Origin of the sequence: Skermanella rosea (assembly GCF_016806835.2) — a bacterium.
Lineage (GTDB): Bacteria > Pseudomonadota > Alphaproteobacteria > Azospirillales > Azospirillaceae > Skermanella > Skermanella rosea.
In genome coordinates, this window is sequence record NZ_CP086113.1 from 248,206 (window position 1) to 264,687 (window position 16,482).

11 protein-coding genes and 3 pseudogenes are annotated in these 16,482 nt (G+C 67.2%); 10 read left to right on the top strand and 4 right to left on the bottom strand.

Going from position 1 to position 16,482, the window contains the following annotated elements; all coding sequences use genetic code 11:
* The first annotated feature begins 12 nt into the window (after nucleotides 1–12).
* Genes hydA through JL101_RS32545 form a run of 6 tightly spaced genes read left to right on the top strand, consistent with a single transcriptional unit; the run spans nucleotide 13 to nucleotide 5,592 of the window.
* Nucleotides 13–1,446 (top strand): dihydropyrimidinase, encoded by a 1,434-nt coding sequence (gene hydA / locus JL101_RS32520; protein WP_203104319.1) that lies wholly within the window; start codon nucleotides 13–15, stop codon nucleotides 1,444–1,446.
* A gap of 9 nt (nucleotides 1,447–1,455) precedes the next feature.
* Entirely contained in the window at nucleotides 1,456–2,208 is a 753-nt protein-coding gene (locus JL101_RS32525; RefSeq protein WP_203104316.1) for an SDR family NAD(P)-dependent oxidoreductase, read from the top strand.
* Nucleotides 2,205–3,209 (top strand): asparaginase, encoded by a 1,005-nt coding sequence (locus tag JL101_RS32530; protein ID WP_407697463.1) that lies wholly within the window; start codon nucleotides 2,205–2,207, stop codon nucleotides 3,207–3,209. Before JL101_RS32525 ends, JL101_RS32530 begins: the two co-directional genes overlap by 4 nt.
* Before the next feature lie 54 nt (nucleotides 3,210–3,263).
* Nucleotides 3,264–4,163 (top strand): polysaccharide deacetylase family protein, encoded by a 900-nt coding sequence (locus tag JL101_RS32535; protein WP_203104310.1) that lies wholly within the window; start codon nucleotides 3,264–3,266, stop codon nucleotides 4,161–4,163.
* A 12-nt stretch (nucleotides 4,164–4,175) separates the two neighbouring features.
* Nucleotides 4,176–4,514, top strand: coding sequence for a hypothetical protein (locus JL101_RS32540; protein WP_203104307.1), 339 nt, complete (start codon nucleotides 4,176–4,178; stop codon nucleotides 4,512–4,514).
* Nucleotides 4,495–5,592, top strand: a complete 1,098-nt coding sequence (locus tag JL101_RS32545; protein ID WP_228435624.1) for a CobW family GTP-binding protein — start codon at nucleotides 4,495–4,497, stop codon at nucleotides 5,590–5,592. The genes JL101_RS32540 and JL101_RS32545 overlap by 20 nt, the downstream gene beginning before the upstream one ends.
* A gap of 324 nt (nucleotides 5,593–5,916) precedes the next feature.
* Here the strand turns inward: JL101_RS32545 and JL101_RS32550 are convergent.
* Nucleotides 5,917–6,126, bottom strand: a pseudogene (locus tag JL101_RS32550) (IS66 family transposase); the annotation flags it as partial.
* A 301-nt stretch (nucleotides 6,127–6,427) separates the two neighbouring features.
* Nucleotides 6,428–7,075 (bottom strand): annotated as a pseudogene (locus JL101_RS32555) (IS630 family transposase); the annotation flags it as partial.
* 376 nt (nucleotides 7,076–7,451) lie between these two features.
* Here JL101_RS32555 and JL101_RS32565 point away from each other — a divergent pair.
* Entirely contained in the window at nucleotides 7,452–11,249 is a 3,798-nt protein-coding gene (locus JL101_RS32565) for a PAS domain S-box protein (RefSeq protein ID WP_203104304.1), read from the top strand.
* Between the two features lie 113 nt (nucleotides 11,250–11,362).
* On the opposite strand, the pseudogene JL101_RS32570 reads toward JL101_RS32565, so the two are convergent.
* Together JL101_RS32570 and tnpA are read right to left on the bottom strand one after the other, a co-directional pair.
* A pseudogene (locus JL101_RS32570) lies at nucleotides 11,363–11,680 on the bottom strand (tyrosine-type recombinase/integrase); the annotation flags it as partial.
* A gap of 113 nt (nucleotides 11,681–11,793) precedes the next feature.
* Nucleotides 11,794–12,198, bottom strand: a complete 405-nt coding sequence (gene tnpA / locus JL101_RS32575) for an IS200/IS605 family transposase (protein WP_228435625.1) — start codon at nucleotides 12,196–12,198, stop codon at nucleotides 11,794–11,796.
* A 39-nt stretch (nucleotides 12,199–12,237) separates the two neighbouring features.
* Between tnpA and JL101_RS32580 the strand changes: the two genes are divergently transcribed.
* The 3 genes from JL101_RS32580 (at nucleotide 12,238) to JL101_RS32590 (ending at nucleotide 15,943) form a co-directional block, all read left to right on the top strand.
* Nucleotides 12,238–13,455 (top strand): RNA-guided endonuclease InsQ/TnpB family protein, encoded by a 1,218-nt coding sequence (locus JL101_RS32580; protein WP_228435626.1) that lies wholly within the window; start codon nucleotides 12,238–12,240, stop codon nucleotides 13,453–13,455.
* A gap of 127 nt (nucleotides 13,456–13,582) precedes the next feature.
* Nucleotides 13,583–13,837 (top strand): hypothetical protein, encoded by a 255-nt coding sequence (locus JL101_RS32585; protein ID WP_203104552.1) that lies wholly within the window; start codon nucleotides 13,583–13,585, stop codon nucleotides 13,835–13,837.
* A 411-nt stretch (nucleotides 13,838–14,248) separates the two neighbouring features.
* Nucleotides 14,249–15,943, top strand: coding sequence for a methyl-accepting chemotaxis protein (locus JL101_RS32590; protein WP_228435627.1), 1,695 nt, complete (start codon nucleotides 14,249–14,251; stop codon nucleotides 15,941–15,943).
* The last annotated feature ends 539 nt before the right edge of the window (nucleotides 15,944–16,482 follow it).

Below are 16,482 nucleotides of genomic sequence, written 5' to 3' on the forward strand. Positions count from 1 at the left end.
GGGAGATTCGTGATGAGTGATTTCGATCTGATCATCCGTGGTGGCACCGTCGTGACCGCTGCGGACACGGTCAGGGCCGACGTTGGCATCCGGTCCGGCCGGATCGCGGCCGTCGCCGACCGGCTGGAGGATGGTGCGGCCCGGGTCGACGCCTCCGGCCTGCTGGTGATGCCGGGCGGCATCGACAGCCACGTCCACCTGGCCCAGCCGGCGTTCGGCGGCCCCGCCATGGCGGACGGGTTCGAGACCGGCACGCGCTCCGCCATCGCCGGCGGCAACACCACCGTGATCCCCTTCGCGCTCCAGCCGCGCGGCGCGTCGCTACGCGCCAGCGTCGCCGACTACCACAAGGAGGCCGATGGCAGGAGCTATTGCGATTACGGTTTCCACCTGATCATCAGCGACCCGACCGCCAGCGTCCTGGGCCAGGAGCTGCCGGCCCTGGTGGACGACGGCTACACCTCGTTCAAGGTCTTCATGACTTATGATGACCTGGTGCTGAACGACCGTCAGTTGCTGGAGGTGTTCGACTGCGCGCGGAGCTGCGGCGCGCTGGTCATGGTCCATTGCGAAGGCTACGACGCGATCCGCTTCATGACCGAGCGGCTGGAGCAGGCCGGCAGGAAGGCGCCCTACTACCACGCGGTCTCGCGCCCCGAGTCGGTCGAGCGCGAGGCGACGCATCGCGCCATCAGCCATGCCGAACTGACCGACGTGCCGGTCATGATCGTCCATGTTTCCGGCCGCGAACCGATGGAGCAGATCCGCTGGGCGCAGCACAAGGGCCTGAAGGTCTATGGCGAGACCTGCCCCCAGTACATCGCGCTGACGGCGGACGACCTGAAGGGTCTCAACATGGACGAGACCGGCGGTAAATACGTCTGTTCCCCGCCGCCGCGCGACCACGCGAGCTGGGAGGCAATCTGGGAGGGTATCCGCACGGGCGTGTTCCAGACCTTCTCCTCCGACCATTGCCCGTTCTACTACGAGGGCGAGCAGGGCAAGCTGAATCCCAACGCGCGGACCTCGTTCCGGTGGGTGCCGAACGGCATCCCCGGCGTCGAGACGCGGCTTCCGATCCTGTACTCGAAGGGCGTGGTCGAGGGACGGATCAGCCTGAACGAGTTCGTGGCGCTCACCTCGACCAACCACGCCAGGATGTACGGGCTCTACCCGCGCAAGGGATCGATCGCGCCCGGCTTCGACGCCGACCTCGTCCTGTGGGACCCCAACCGCAAGGAAACGATCCGGCAGGAGCTGATGCACCATGGCGCCGACTACACGCCTTACGAGGGCATGGCGGTCACCGGCTGGCCGGTCGCCACGTATCTCCGCGGCATGCTGGTCGCGGAGGAGGGCCGGATCGTCGGCGAACCGGGCGACGGCGGGTTCCTGAAACGAGGGTTGTCGCCCTATGCGGTGCCTGCGCATGGCCGTGAAATCTGAGGTGACATCATGCCGACTGTACTGATAACGGGCGCCGGCATCGGGATAGGCCGCGCCACGGCGACAGCCTTCGGAGCCGCCGGCTATCATGTCGTCCTGACCGACGTGCTCGACGCCATGGGGGCGGAGGCCGCGGCCGGGATCGTCGCCTCCGGCGGGCGGGCGGAGTTCCACCGGCTGGACGTGCGCGATACCGCCGGGGCGGAAGCGATCGTCGCCTCGGTCATTGCCGCCCATGGCGGCATCGACGTGGTGGTCGCCAATGCCGGCATCGCGCACAAGGTCCCGCTGGCGGACCTGACCGACGAGAAGTGGAACCACACGCTCGACATCGACCTGGGCGGGGTCATGAGGATCGTGCGCGCGGCGGCTCCCGGCATGCGCGAGCGGCGCAGCGGCAGCGTGATTGCAATGTCCTCGATCATGGGCGTCGCCTACGGCTGGAACGAGCACGTCCACTATTCCGCCGCGAAGTCGGGCGTGGTCGGGCTGGTCCGCGGCCTCGCGGTCGAATTGGCACGCGACGGCGTCCGGGTCAACGGCATCGCACCCGGATACATCCGCACCGCCCAGGCTCTGTCGGAGGTCCACTCGCTCGGTCCAGCCGGGCTGGAGGCCGCGGCCGACTACATCCCGATGGGCCGCGTCGGCGAGCCTGAAGAAATTGCCGATGTCGCGTTGTTCCTTGCATCGCCCGCCGCCCGTTACATCACGGGACAGGTCATCGTCGTGGACGGCGGCCTGCTCGTCGGACGGTATTGAGGAAAGGGAAGAGAGACCCGGTGACACATGTCGTCGTTCTCAGCACCGGCGGAACGATCGCCTCGCGCTACAGCGCGGAGCACGCGTCCGTCGTCAGCAACGTCGCGGGCGGTGAGCTGATCGCCTCGCTCGGACCGCTCGCCCCCGATGTCGAGGTGAAGACGGAGGAGTTCGCCAATGTCGGCAGCTACCGCATAGACCTGCCCATGGCCTTCCGGCTGGGGCGGCGGATCGACGCGATCCTGGCGGAGCCGGAGGTCGCCGGCGTGGTCGTCACGCACGGTACCGACACGATGGAGGAAAGCGCCTGGCTCGCCGACCTGGCCGTTAGGTCGGACAAGCCGGCCGTCTTCACCGGCGCGCAACTCCATGCCGACGAGCCGGATTCGGACGGCCCGCGCAATCTCGCCGATGCCATCCGCGTCGCCGCGTGCGACGAGGCCCGCGGGCTGGGCGCGCTGATCGTCTTCGGGCAGGAGATCCACGCGGCCCGGGACGCGACCAAGACCCACGCGTCGCGGCTCGGCACCTTCGCGTCGGCGGAGCACGGCAAGCTGGGCGAGGTCGATGCCGGCCGCGTCCGATTGCACCGCCGCACCATCCGGCACGATCCGATCGCCGCCGACGGGATCGAGGCCCGCGTGGACCTGATCAAGCTGGTCATGGGGTCCGACGCGGCGTTCATCCGGGCGGCGGTCGCGAACGGCGCCCGCGGCCTGGTCCTGGAAGCCTTCGGACGCGGCAACGCGACGCCGGAGGTGACGGAAGCCGCGGTCGAGGCGATCGGCCGGGGCATCCCCGTCGCCGTCACCTCACGCTCTCCGCAGGGGCGGGTCGAGCCGATCTACGGCGCCGGCGGCGGCTCCGACCTCGCGGCGGCCGGCGCGATCTTCTGCGGCGACCTCAGCGGCATCAAGGCGCGGATTCTGTTGGCGCTGCTGTTGGGAGCGGGGAAGGACCCGCAGGAGATCCGGCGGCAGATGCGGCTTCGCGGGCACTGAAGCCGCCGTCGGTATTCTCGAAACAGACATCAAATTGCAGGGAAGAACAGACAGATGGCCAAAGAAATCCTGGTTTCCTACGGGATCGACGTGGACGCCGTCGCGGGCTGGCTCGGCTCCTACGGCGGCGAGGACAGCCCGTGCGACATCTCGCGCGGCGTCTTCGCGGGGCGCGTCGGCAGCATGCGGCTGCTGCGCATGTTCGAGCAATGGGGCATCCAGACCACCTGGTTCATGCCCGGCCACTCGATCGAGACCTTCCGCGAGCAGATGAAGGCCGTCGCCGACGCGGGGCACGAGGTCGGCATGCACGGCTACAGCCACGAGAACCCGATCGCCATGACCCCCGTTCAGGAGGAGGCGGTCTTCGACAAGTGCGTGGACCTGATCGCCGAGCTGTCGGGCAAGCCGCCGCGCGGCTACGTGGCGCCGTGGTGGGAGTTCGGCTCCAAGACGAACGAGCTGCTGCTGAAGAAGGGGATCAAGTACGACCATTCCCTGATGCACAACGATCATCACCCTTACTACGTGACGGTCGGCGACCAGTGGACGAAGATCGACTATTCGCAGCATCCGTCGGCCTGGATGAAGCCCTACGTCTCCGGCGAGGAGACTGACCTGATCGAGATCCCGGCGTCCTGGTACCTTGATGACCTGCCGCCGATGATGTTCATCAAGGCGGCGCCGAACAGCCACGGCTTCGTCAACCCGCGCGACATCGAGCAGACGTGGCGCGACCAGTTCGACTGGGTGTACGAGAACTACGACTATGCCGTGTTCCCGCTGACGATCCATCCCGACGTCTCGGGCAAGCCGCATGTCCTTCAGATGCACCAGCGGCTGTTCGACCACCTGAAGGGCCACGACGGGGTGAAGTTCGTGACCATGGAGACGATCGCCGAGGACTTCGCCCGCCGGTTTCCCAAGTCCGGCACGGCGCGGCCCCACTCATGACGGCAAGCGGATATGGGAGGCGATGAAGCCATGTGCGGGTTGTGCGGAACGTTCGGGGCTGCCGATCACTGGACCGACGGCCTGGGGGAAGGTGCGGCGCTTTCCCCATCGGCCGAGCGGAGGCGGCGCGCTGCCGTCGCCAACGAGGTGCTTGCCCTCTACGGGCTCAAGCTGACGGAGTGGGCGAACCGTTTCACCCTGACCGGCCGGACCGGGAAGTCCGCCGTGGTCGACCAGTTCGGCGCCGTCTGGGCCGAGGCCGAGCGGCTCACCGGACGGACCTGCGACCCGCTTGACCCGGCGGTGATCGAGGCGATGGAGGCGCGGCAATATGCCGGCCGCCGTGGCTGACGCCTTGGCCGCCAGCGCGCTGCCGCCGGTGACGGTCAACATCCTCACCGGCTTTCTCGGCTCCGGCAAGACTTCGCTGTTGAAGCGCCTGCTCGCCCGTCCGGAACTGAGGGATTCGGCGGTCCTGATCAACGAGTTCGGCGAGGTCGGGATCGACCATTTCCTGGTCGAGGAGATCGACGACGACGTGGTCCTCCTGAAGAGCGGCTGCATCTGCTGCACGATCCGAGGCGACCTGAAGGAAGCTCTCCTGGACCTGGACCGGCGGCGTGCCGCCGGGCGGGTGCCCGCCTTCGGCCGGCTGATCCTGGAGACGACCGGGCTGGCCGACCCGGCGCCGATCGTCGCGACCCTGGTGGCCGACCCGGCGTTGCGCCACCACTTCCGGATCGGCAACATCGTGACGGTGGTGGATGCCGTCAACGGCGAGCGGAACCTGGACGCACACCCGGAATCCGTCCGCCAGGCCGCCGCTGCCGACCGGCTCATCCTGTCCAAGATCGATCTGGCGGACGCCTGGACAGTCGATCTGGTCGAACGCCGCCTGGCCGCGCTGAACCCGACGGCGGACAGGGTCCGGCTCGACGAATCCCGGACGCCGGACGTGTCGCTGATCCTTGACGACATCCACGATGCCGAAGCCCGCCGGGGCGAAGTCGCGCGCTGGCTGGCCTCGGAGCCCGGTGAAGACCATCACCGGCACGGCCATCCTGACGTGAACCGCCACGGCGGCGTCCGGGCCTTCCTGCTGACGGCGGAGAAGCCGCTCGACTGGGCCCGCTTCGGGCTCTGGCTGTCGATGCTGCTCAACCGCCACGGAACGGAAGTGCTTCGCCTCAAGGGGCTGCTGTGGATCCGGGGAGTGGACACTCCCGTCGTCGTCCAGGGAGTGCAACATCTCATCCACAAGCCGGTTCACCTCGACGCCTGGCCCGACGGCATTCCGGCCACGCGGATCGTCGTCATTGCGCAGGGCTTGGACCCTGCAACCGTGCAGAGATCCTTCACCGCCTTCACTGATCCGCAGGCCAGGGCCGGTAGACCGGGCGAGACGCTCGAACGACACGTGGGTGGTTGATTACGCGCTTGCGGCGACGCAGCATGCGCTCCAAGACCTTCGGCCACCCAAGAGCCGCGGCCTGATCCACCTCTCCGACCAGGAGTCGCAGCATGTTGCCATTCGGGATGGCGGCATGACTCAACCAGTTCGGCCTCCGGGAATCCCGGCGCGGTTCAACTTCGACATGTCTGTTGCTCCCTCTCAATGCAACTGAGACATCAAGGGGGAACCCCAATTATGCCGAGCGCAAGCGCAGCCCGGACTGGCCAGGACGCCGTGGAATCACGTAAACTGCACAGCTGACCGCCGCGGACTGCGCATAATCAGACGCGCCACATAATTGCGGAAGACCACGGACGAGCGGATTTCCTGCTCGCTGGCGTTGTTGGTCGGCGGCACGCGGCGGTCGGCGAGGAAGACGAAGAACTTGCCGCGCCAAGCCTTGACCAGGCGCTGCAGCTCGCGTCCGGCCGGATGGGCGGCGGGGACGCCGACCAGGGCATCGAGGCCCCGCTCGGCCTTGGCGGCGTAGGCGGCCAGCGTGCTGTCCTTCAGAACCTGTTCGCAGACTGGGTGTGCCGCCCTGTGCTAACCGGTATGCTACTTTGAGATGAAAGAGGGCTGACACGCGGGAGGTTGACGGGCTATGCCGGGAGTCGTCGTCAACAGTCATCGAGCAAGCAGTATATGGGTACCGCCGTCAGAACCGCCAAGACTGGTCCGGCCTCCTGGGACGCCTTTGCCGACGTTGACGTCTTCGTAGATGAGGTTATGACGGAACTCGCAGCGCTGGAAGCGGACGGCACGAAGCCGACACGCTCTGGGCCGAAGCCGGCGCTAGAGCTTTGAGCCTTTAATCTGACGCATATCCGGCGTGTCTGAGATAGTTCCAGCACTCGCTTGGAGTGTATAGATCGCAGATCGATCCGACGGCTTTCCAGAGTTCCTCGATGGTGCGGGCGCCGATGCGTCGCAGATGGGCCTTGAGCTTGGCGAAGGCCATCTCGATCGGATTGAGGTCGGGGCTGCAGGGCGGCAGGAAGAGAAACCAGGCGCCGCGTTGCTTGAGGATGGCTTTGGCCTTTTCGCTTTTGTGGCTGGACAGGTTGTCGAGGATGACCACATCGCCCGGCCGCAGGGTCGGGGCGAGCTGGGTTTCCACATAGGTCTCGAAGAGCGTGCGGTTCATCGCTCCGGTGATCATCCAGGGGGCGGTCAGGCCGTCGCAGCGCAAGGCGGCGATGAAGGTCTGGGTGCCCCAGTGGCCGAATGGCGCCCGGCCTTTGAGGCGTTGCCCGCAAGGTGCCCGGCCCCGCAGCCGGGTCATCTTCGTGGTGGTGGCGGTCTCGTCGATGAACACCAGCCGCTCCGGCTCCTCGCGCATCCGGAGCTGACGATTGTCCCGCCAGATCCGGCGGTCCCGCGCCACGTCACGGCGACCGGCCTCGCTTGCGGGCAGTGTTTTTGTGACGGTGAAGCGTCTCCATGCACGCTGCCACCTACAACACCTTCAACGTCCAGCGCCATCCGATCTCGCGCCGGACCCTGTGCACCTTCTGGGCGCAGGCCATGGCCGAGCGGAATACTGCGACCGCAGCTGCGTGAGGAGCGCCTGAGATTCAGAGTCCTTGTGCACCGGCCAAGATCCTGTGACTGTGCCTGCAGGATGCCAAGGGCGGTTGTATCGGCGCTCGCTGCCGTTCTTCCCGAAATCCCAAGGGTTCATCCTTGAATATATACAATTGAAGTAATTTAATCGAAAAATAATAACTCGACCGTTTCATTTCAGTCCTGTGGCCTGCGTCCTGTCGCGCATCAGGAGCGCGGTGCTGACCGGATCGGGCGGTGGTGACATTGGGCGGGGAGCGGCGGCCGGCATGCCCCAGGAAAAAAAGAAGCACCTTCCTTTCCGTTGCGCGCCTGCCGTCATGGCGACGGTCTGCGCCGTCGTGCTTCTTGCCGTCTGGGGAGGACTGCTTGGCACCGTCCGGTACGACCGCCAGGAAACGATCGGCAAGGCGCACAGCGACGCCGCCAACCTCGCCCGTGCCTTCGGGGCGCACGTGGAGAGCACGCTCAACCGCCTCGACCGCGTCCTGCTGCACCTGCGGGAGGAGTACCGGTACGCGGAAAGGGATCTCGCCGCGGGCGCCAAGCCACTTCTGAACATTCTCGCCGCCGAACCGGTGCTCCAGATCAGCGTCATCGACCGGAGTGGCTTCCTCGGCTACTCCAGCCTTGCCCCGGCCACTGGCCCGGTGGACCTCAGCGACCGCGAACACTTCCGGGGTCCCCGGGACGCGGCGGACGACGACCTGTTCATCGGCAGGACTGTCAGCGGGCGGGTGTCGGGCAAGTGGTCGATCCAGCTGGCCCGCAAGATCATCGCGCCGGACGGCTCCTTCGACGGCGTCATGGTGCTGTCGGTCGACCCGGAACACTTCGCCAGCTTCTACCGGGCCATCGACGCCGGCCGGGAAGGCGTGGTAACCCTGATCGGAAGGGACCGGTACGTGCGGGCGCAGGCCAGCGGCGCCGATGCCGTGAAGGCCCCCTACGACGAGCCCTTGCCCTCCGATCGGCCTTACTTCCAGCCCGACCAGCCGGACCGGGGCGCCGTCACCTTGACCGGCCGCCTGGACGGCATCACCCGCATTGGCGCCTACCGCAGGCTCACGGCCTACCCGTTGGTCGTCCTGGTGATGCTGTCCGAACAGGAGGTGCTGGCCGCCTTCGAGGAACACCGCCAGATCCTTCTCCTGGCAGGAGCCCAGGCCTCGGCCTTCATCATTGCCGTGGGACTGCTCATCGTCCTGGCGACCCGGAAGGAGGCCGCCGCGGCGCGGCGGATGGCCGAGGCCGAGGAACGCTGGCGCCTGGCGCTGGAAGCGGTCGGAGACGGTGTGTGGGACTGGAACGCCCGTACCAACGAGGTCTACTTCTCCCCAGGCTGGAAGGCGATGCTCGGCTTCGCCGAGGACGAGATCGCGAACCGGCTGGAGGAATGGGACAGCCGGGTCCATCCGGACGACCGCGAGGCGGTCCACGCTGCCCTGAACCGGCATCTCTCCCGGGAGGCGTCGGTCTATGTCAACGAGCACCGCGTGCGTTGCAAGGACGGCGGCTACAGGTGGATCCTGGGCCGCGGCGTCGTGATCAGTTGCGGTCCGGACGGCTTGCCGCTGCGGGTGATCGGCACGCACACCGACGTCACCCGCCGACGCCGGGCAGAGGATGCCCAACGGGCGACGGCCGCCCACCTCAAGGCCGTCCTGGCCGGGGTGCCCGTCGGGATCGCTATCGTCGACCGCGACCGGCGCATCGGGATGGTCAACCCGCGGGCGGCCGAGATGCTCGGGTCGCATCCGGACAATCTCAGGGGGGCCTCGGCCGAAGCTGTCCATCCTTCCATGGCGTCGGACCAGGACAGTCGCCTGGACGCAGGCGGGACCGTCGATGACGAGGTCCGGTTGCCGAGGGCCGACGGCACCGGATTCTGGGCCCGTCTCATCGGGCGCCGGGTGTCCCCGGCCGATCCCGACCTCGGCACCGTCTGGATCATCGACGACATCGACAACCGGAAGGTGGCGACGCTGGCCCTTGAGGCGAGCCATCGATTCCAGCGCACGCTCATCGACACGATCCCGCTTCCCGTATTCGTCAAGGACACGGAAAGGCGTTACGTCGACGTGAACTTCGCCCTTGAGCGCTGGTTCGGACTGGACCGCGCCAGCCTGATCGGCAAGACGGCTCGCGACGTCGTGCCGCCGGAGGCCGCCCGCATCCACATGGAAGCTGACCTGACCGCGCTTGCGAGCCGGCAGACCGTGGTCTACGACGAGGTCGTGCCCGATGCCGAGGGCGGCGACAGGGAGATGCGGTTCTTCAAAGCCTCTTTCCCGGATGCGGAAGGGAATGCCGCCGGGATCGTTGGTGTGGTCATCGACCTGACCGAGCGCAGGCAGGACGAACGGGCGCTCCGTGCGAGCGAGGAGCGTTTGCGTCTTGCCGTCCAGGCCGCAGGGGTCGGCATCTTCGAGTGGGACGTCCCGTCGGACCGACAAGTCTGGTCGCCCGAAACCTTTGCGATCTTCGGCTGGGATCCCGGGACGCCGGTCACGGTCGGCGCCGTCATGGCCAGCTACCATCCCGAGGATCGCGCGGGCGTACTGGCCAGTTCAACGATGCTCCGCGACCCGTCCGGTCCCGGCATGCTGTGCAACGAGACGCGCATCGTACGACCTGACAAGGAGGTTCGGTGGGTGCGGACCATGGCACGCGCCGAGTTCACCGAGGTTGACGGTATCCGCCGTACCGTCCGGATCGTCGGTGCGGTGCAGGACTTCACCGATCGGCGGAATGCCGAGGAAATACTCGCGCACGTCAATGCCGACCTGGAGCGGCGCGTCCAGGAGCGGACCGCGCAACTGGTTCAGGCCCAGAAGATGGAGACCATGGGCCAGTTGACCAGCGGCGTGGCGCACGACTTCAACAACCTGCTCCAGGGCGTCGGCGGCTGCTTGGCGGCGCTGAGGCCCCGGGTCACCGATGGCCGGGCGCGCGAGCTCCTCGCCGCGGCGGATCAGGGTATCGAACGCGGGGGGCGGTTGGTCCAGCAACTGCTGGCCTTCGCGCGGCGCCAAGCGCTCTCGCCGAAGCCGACCGACATGGGAGCGCTGCTCGATGGCATGCGCCCGCTGCTGGAGCACAGCATGGGCGGCCTCGTCCGGATCGCCATCGAGGTGGCCGAGGGCACTTGGCCCGCCCACGTCGATCGCACCCAGGCCGAGCTTGGTCTGTTGAACCTGGCGGTCAATGCCCGAGACGCGATGGCCGCGGGCGGTCTGGTCCGCATCAGCGCCGAGAACGCAGTGGTTGGGCGGGGGTGTACCGTGGAGCACACCGTCGATGTCACGCCCGGGGAGTACGTCGTCCTCCGCGTGTCCGATACCGGCGTCGGCATGAACGCCGAGACCCGGGCACGGGCTGTCGAGCCGTTCTTCACGACCAAAGGACCCGGCCATGGCTCCGGCCTGGGTCTGAGCATGGTGTACGGCATGGCGGCACAGTCGGGCGGCGGCGTGCGGATCGACAGCGAGCCCGGCAAGGGCACCACGGTGTCTGTATACCTGCCGCGCGCCTCGGCCGAGGCCGGGAGGACCGACCCGCTCCCGGCCGCGCCGACGCGGCGCGGCGGCGGGACGGTGCTGCTGGCCGACGACGATGAACTCGTCAGGATGGCTGTGGCCGCGATCCTGGAGGAGTCCGGCCATCGGGTGCTTGTCGCCGAGGGCGGGGCGGAGGCCCTGGACCTGTTCAACTCGGACACCGCCGTCGACGTGCTGGTGACCGACTACGCTATGCCCGGCATGGACGGTGCCACCCTCGCGCGCGCGGTGCGCGCCCTGCGACCCGACCTTCCGATCCTCCTGATAACGGGACATGCCGAGCGGCCCTGTGACGTCGCGGGCCTTGCCTTCCTCCAGAAGCCGTTCCGACCCGAGGCGCTGACCTCGGAGCTGGCGGCGCTGCTGGACCGGGAGGCGGGTGGGAACCGTCCCGCCCCTTGCATGCCGGAGGCCGAGCCTATCCCGGCAGCCTGGCCGGGCCCTGGACTGCAAGGCCGCCGCTCGTCTTGCCAGGAGTTGGTCGAAGGAGCCGGCCAGCTGGTGTGACATGGTGGGCCGGAGGATGATCCCGAACCCGCGCCTGAGCGTGTTGCAACTCGACGGACGTCGGTAATGTCCGGCCCAAGCGCCAGCAGCTTGGTCGCCATGGTATGGCGCAGTAGGTGCGGGTAGAGGCGTTTCGTGATCGCCACGGCGTCGGCGACCTCGCGCACCGCTTGGCCGATGCGCTGCCGCGTGTAGACATACGGGTGCGGACCGGCCCCCTTTTCCCGACTGGGGAACAGCGGGCCAGCCCGGCGCCTGCCGATATGCAGGGCGAGCAGCCGGGCCAGTTCGGGGCGGATCGGCACCTCCCGCCTCTTGCCGCCCTTGTCCTCCTCAATGGTGACCACCCGCTCGGCCAGGCTGACATCCTCGACCCGGAGGGCGACGAACTCGGAAACCCGTGTCCCGGTTTCGAACAGGGTCTGCCTCATCAGGCCACGTTGGCCGCCCCGGGCATGGGCCCGGTTGATCCCACTACTTGGTGCCGCAAACCCGGCGTTTTCAGGGCTGGGATAGGCGCCCTTGGCGCGTCCGCGCCGAAGTCCTACTGGCGCTGTTGCTCGATGTACTGTTTGACGATCTCCAACGGCGCGCCGCCGCAGGATGCCGCGAAGTAGGATGGGCTCCAGAGATGTCCACCCCAGAGCCTTTGCGCCACTTCAGGGAAGTCGTGCTGACGCAGCAGGCGGCTCGATACACCCTTGAGGCTGTTGACCAGTTTGGAAAGCTGAACCGTGGGTGGGTACTCGATCAGCAGGTGGACGTGGTCGTCCTCGCCGTTCGCCTCCTTCAGCCGCGCGCCGAACTCGGCACAGACACCCAGGAAGACGTCGCGCAGCACTTCGTGGGCGCGGTCGCTGAGAACGCCGCGACGATACTTCGTGACGAAGACCAAATGAACATGCAGCGAACACACGACGCTACGACCCCTGCGATACTCGATGCTCATGAGCTTGCCTCCGAATGAGAGACCGAATATACCTATGCCATGATCAGGCTCAAGGCATACTGCTATCGCGTGTACCCGACCGCCGAACAGGAAGTCCTGTTCCGGCAGACGGTGGGGTCGTGCCGGTTTGTCTACAACCTGTGTCTCGAACAGCGGAAGCTTGACTATCACCGCAGCCATCCGCGCAGGCTGACCGCGTACGATCAGATCGCGGAACTGCCGGCGCTGAAGGTCGAGGTGCCCTGGCTGCGTGAGGTGCCGAACCATCCGTTGCAGCAAGCCGTCATCGATCTCGACAGGGCGTTCAAGAACTTCTTCGAAGGCCGCGCCAACTATCCGAAGTTCCGCAGGCGTGGAGATCGTGACAGCTTCCGGTATCCCGATCCCAAGCAGTTCAAACCGGAGGCGGATCGCATGTTCCTGCCCAAGGCTGGATGGGTCGCCTGGGTCCGGCATCGTCCGATGGAAGGCCGGATGAAGACTGCGACGGTCAGTCGTGAAGCCGACCGGTGGTATGTCTCCATCCAGTGCGAGATCGAGATGCCGGAGCCGATGGCGAACCTGGGGCCGGCGGTCGGGGTAGACATGGGCGTCGCGAAGCCGATGGTGCTGTCCACGGGGCAGGTGATCCAGCTTCCGCGAACCACGGACAGGGAAAGGCATAAGCTGGCGACGCTTCAGCGCAAGGTCGCCAGGAAGACGAAGGGGTCGAGAAATCAGGCCAGGGCGCGTCTTGCCGTCGCCCGGTTCCAGGCCCGTCTCGCGCGGCGGCGGAAGGATGCCGCGCACAAGGCGACGACAGCGATAGCCAAGAACCACGGCGTCATTGTCGTTGAGGACCTGAAGGTGCGGAACATGACGGCGAGTGCGGCCGGAACGATCGGGCAGCCGGGGAGTAACGTCAGGGCCAAGTCAGGGCTGAACAGGTCGATACTGGACGTGGCGCCCCATCAGATCAGGCTGATGCTGGAGTACAAGGCCGCGTGGTACGGCGGAGAACTCAGGACCACGCCGGCGCCGAACACCAGCCGGGAATGCAGCGTCTGCGGCTGCATCCATGCCGACAATCGGCGTTCCCAGGCGGAGTTTCTGTGTGTCGCTTGCGGTCACCACGAAAACGCCGATTTCAATGCGTCAAAGGTTATCAAGGCCCGAGGACTTCGGGTGTCGGCCTGTGGATCGAGCCGGGCTGCCGGACGGAAACAGGAACGCTGCGTTGTGAGGCGCGGAAGCTCGGCCCTTCAGGGCCGAGAGTAGTCACCAGGCCCATGTTCCTAGCACCATGGCCTTTGCGGACGCGGGCATGGTCGTCGCTGAAGACGACGTCGAGCCCCCAATGGAGGCGGTTTGGACCGCACCGGGAATGCGGATGGACCATTATTGAGTGCCCGACAACAGGGCCGGCAACCCGGTCCGGGGCGCCCGCCGGTTCCGACGGTGGAAGGTGATCGAGACACTCGGCTTCATCGTGCGCGAGGGGGTTCAGTGGCGCGAGTTCCGGGCAACGGGCGGGCATGTCTCGGGTGCCCCCGTCGCCACCGCCTGGACGAGTGGCACGCGACGGCGCTGCGTCCGCATGGGGCTCTCGGGCCCTTTCGCCGGCGCGTGGGACGCGGCGGTCGGTCGCTGCTCGGCCTAGGCCGAGCCGGGGTGGGAAGCTGACCGGCCTTGGCTCGGCCGCCGGGACCATCCGCGCCGCGGCCAAGGCAGCCACGGCGGTGACCGCGGTCCCGGTTCCCGGCGCTCCGCAGCCAGCAGCGTCACCTGGACAGGCGGGCGGCGCGGCAGGCCCGCTTCGAGGAAGCCGCAGCACTGCACGCCCGCGGCTGGTCGCAGAGCGCGATCTCCCGCAGCACCGGTCTGGACCGTGCCACGATCCGGCATGGCTGCGGGCGGGCCGGCCTTCCTCGTGGAGCAAACCGGCTGAGGGAGAGCAGCACGTGATTGATCAGGATCAAATCTAATCACGCGAAAAGGTATTAATTCTATGGATACAAGAAGCCGCTCCGCGTTCCGCGAGGGCGTAGTTGCCCTGATCCGAAGGTTTGCCATGTCTCGCTGGTTCTCGAACCTGAACCTCGCCTACAAGCTCCTGATTCCTGTCTCCATCCTGCTGCTGGTGATCGTCGCCATCGTCTGGCAGGCGCAGTCCTCGCTCGGGCACCTGTCCGCCTCGCTGGACACGGCGATCGGCCGCACGGCGGAGCGCAACTCCCTGGCCTTCCAGATCGAGGCCGCGGTCAACAGCGCGGCCATCGCCGAGAAGAATGTCATCGTCGAGGCCACCTCAGAGAAGATGCGCGAGAGCGTGGGGCTCTTCGACGAGCGTATCGCCCGGGCGAAGCAGGCGGCCGACCGGATCATCCCGCTGGCCTTGCCCGAGCGCCGCGCCACTCTCCAGAATCTGAGCGACATGATCGGCGAGTACGAGGCGATCGCACGGCGGGTGATGGGCCTGGCGCTCGAGTTCCGCAACGATGAGGCCCAGGCGGTCTCGGCCGCCGAGGGTCTGAGGGTTCGGACGGACCTTGCGCGGCTGATCCAGGACGTGACCGCGTACAATGAGCGGACACTTGCACAGGACCGCTCCGACGGGGCCAGGCTCGCCGCCGACTCGACGGGGATGCTGTACGCTGTCTCCGGCGTCGGCCTCGCCCTCGCCCTGTGCCTGCTCGGCTTCATCGTCCTGCGTCTGGTGGTTCGTCCCCTGACCGGCATGGCCGCGGCGATGCAGTCGATCGCGGGCGGAAACCTCGAGACTGAGGTCCGCGGCACCGGTCGCCGGGACGAGATCGGCACGCTGGCCCGTGCCCTCCAGGTGTTCAAGGACAACGGCCTGGAGATGCGGCGCCTGGAGCGCGAAGCTGCCGAGCAGAAAACGCGTGCCGAAGCTGAGCGCAGGGCAGCCCTGCTGAAGCTGGCCGACGGTTTCGAAGCCAGCGTCAGCGGCGTCGTGGACACGGTCTCGGCCGCCGCCACCGAGATGGAAGGTGCCGCCGCGGCCATGTCGGCGACCGCCGAGCAGGCCAGCCGCCAGGCCATGGCAGTCTCGGCCGCCTCCGAGCAGGCGAGCACCAACGTCAACACGGTGGCCGCCGCTACCGAGGAACTCAGCGCGTCGGTCACCGAGATCGGCCGTCAGGTCGAGGCCTCGGCCCGGATCGCAGCACAGGCCGTCACCGAGGCCGAGCGGACCAACATGCTGATCCAGGGACTGGCGGTCGCGGCCAACGAGATCGGCGAGGTGGTGAACCTGATCAACTCCATCGCCGGGCAGACCAACCTGCTGGCGCTGAATGCCACGATCGAGGCGGCGCGCGCCGGCGAGCAGGGCAAGGGCTTTGCCGTCGTCGCCTCGGAAGTGAAGGCGCTGGCGAACCAGACTGCGAAAGCCACCGAGGGCATCCAGGCCAAGGTGGCCGAGATCCAGCAGGCCACCGGCGGTGCCGTCGAGGCCATCGGCGGCATTACCGGCACCATCGGCCGGATCAACGGGATCGCGACCGCCATCGCCTCGGCGGTGGAGCAGCAGAGTGCCGCCACCCGCGATATCGCCGGCAACGTGCAGCAGGCTGCCGCGGGCACCGCCGAGGTCAGCGTCAACATCGTGGGCGTGACCCAGGCCGCCACCGAGACGGGGTCAGCGGCGACCCAGGTGCTGGATGCGGCGGGCGGGCTTGCCAGGGAGTCGGTCGCCCTGCGTCAGGAGGTCGAGCGTTTCCTGTCCACGGTCAGGGCAGCCTGAGGAAGCCGGCATCGGATATCCGGATCGACCTTGAGGGAGGGCTTTCTTCGGGCTTTGGGGGTGGACGGTGGGATGGGATGACGTTGTCGTGTGCCGCCGGCTCAGCGACGCCATCGACCATTCCCCCGGCCATCAGGCCAGCCACCGTTACACCAGCCGTGACAGGACGGTAGCTGCCGGCCTGCGCGGAGATGGGAAAACGAAGCCCTGAGAATGATGCAGAAGTTATCGATTATTGGCCGTCCCGGATCGGGACATTGCCCCCGTCCGGTATGAAACAAAAGCGAACCAAGCGGTCTGATCCGGGGCATGACAGATCGTAATCCGGTTCTTTCACGAGGGATGGGCAGGTCTTCGTCATGTCTGACCATTATGATCTTGTCTTGGAAACGATCTCGGACCTCCGGGCGCGGGGTGACGCTTGCTCACCCGCGGTGCGGGACCTCATCCACCGGCTCGGCGCGATTCACGACCGTGCCTGCGATGATCGGGAAGCCTGTGACCGGTGCCCGGTCGCCTGCCGGACCAGGTTGGCCGCC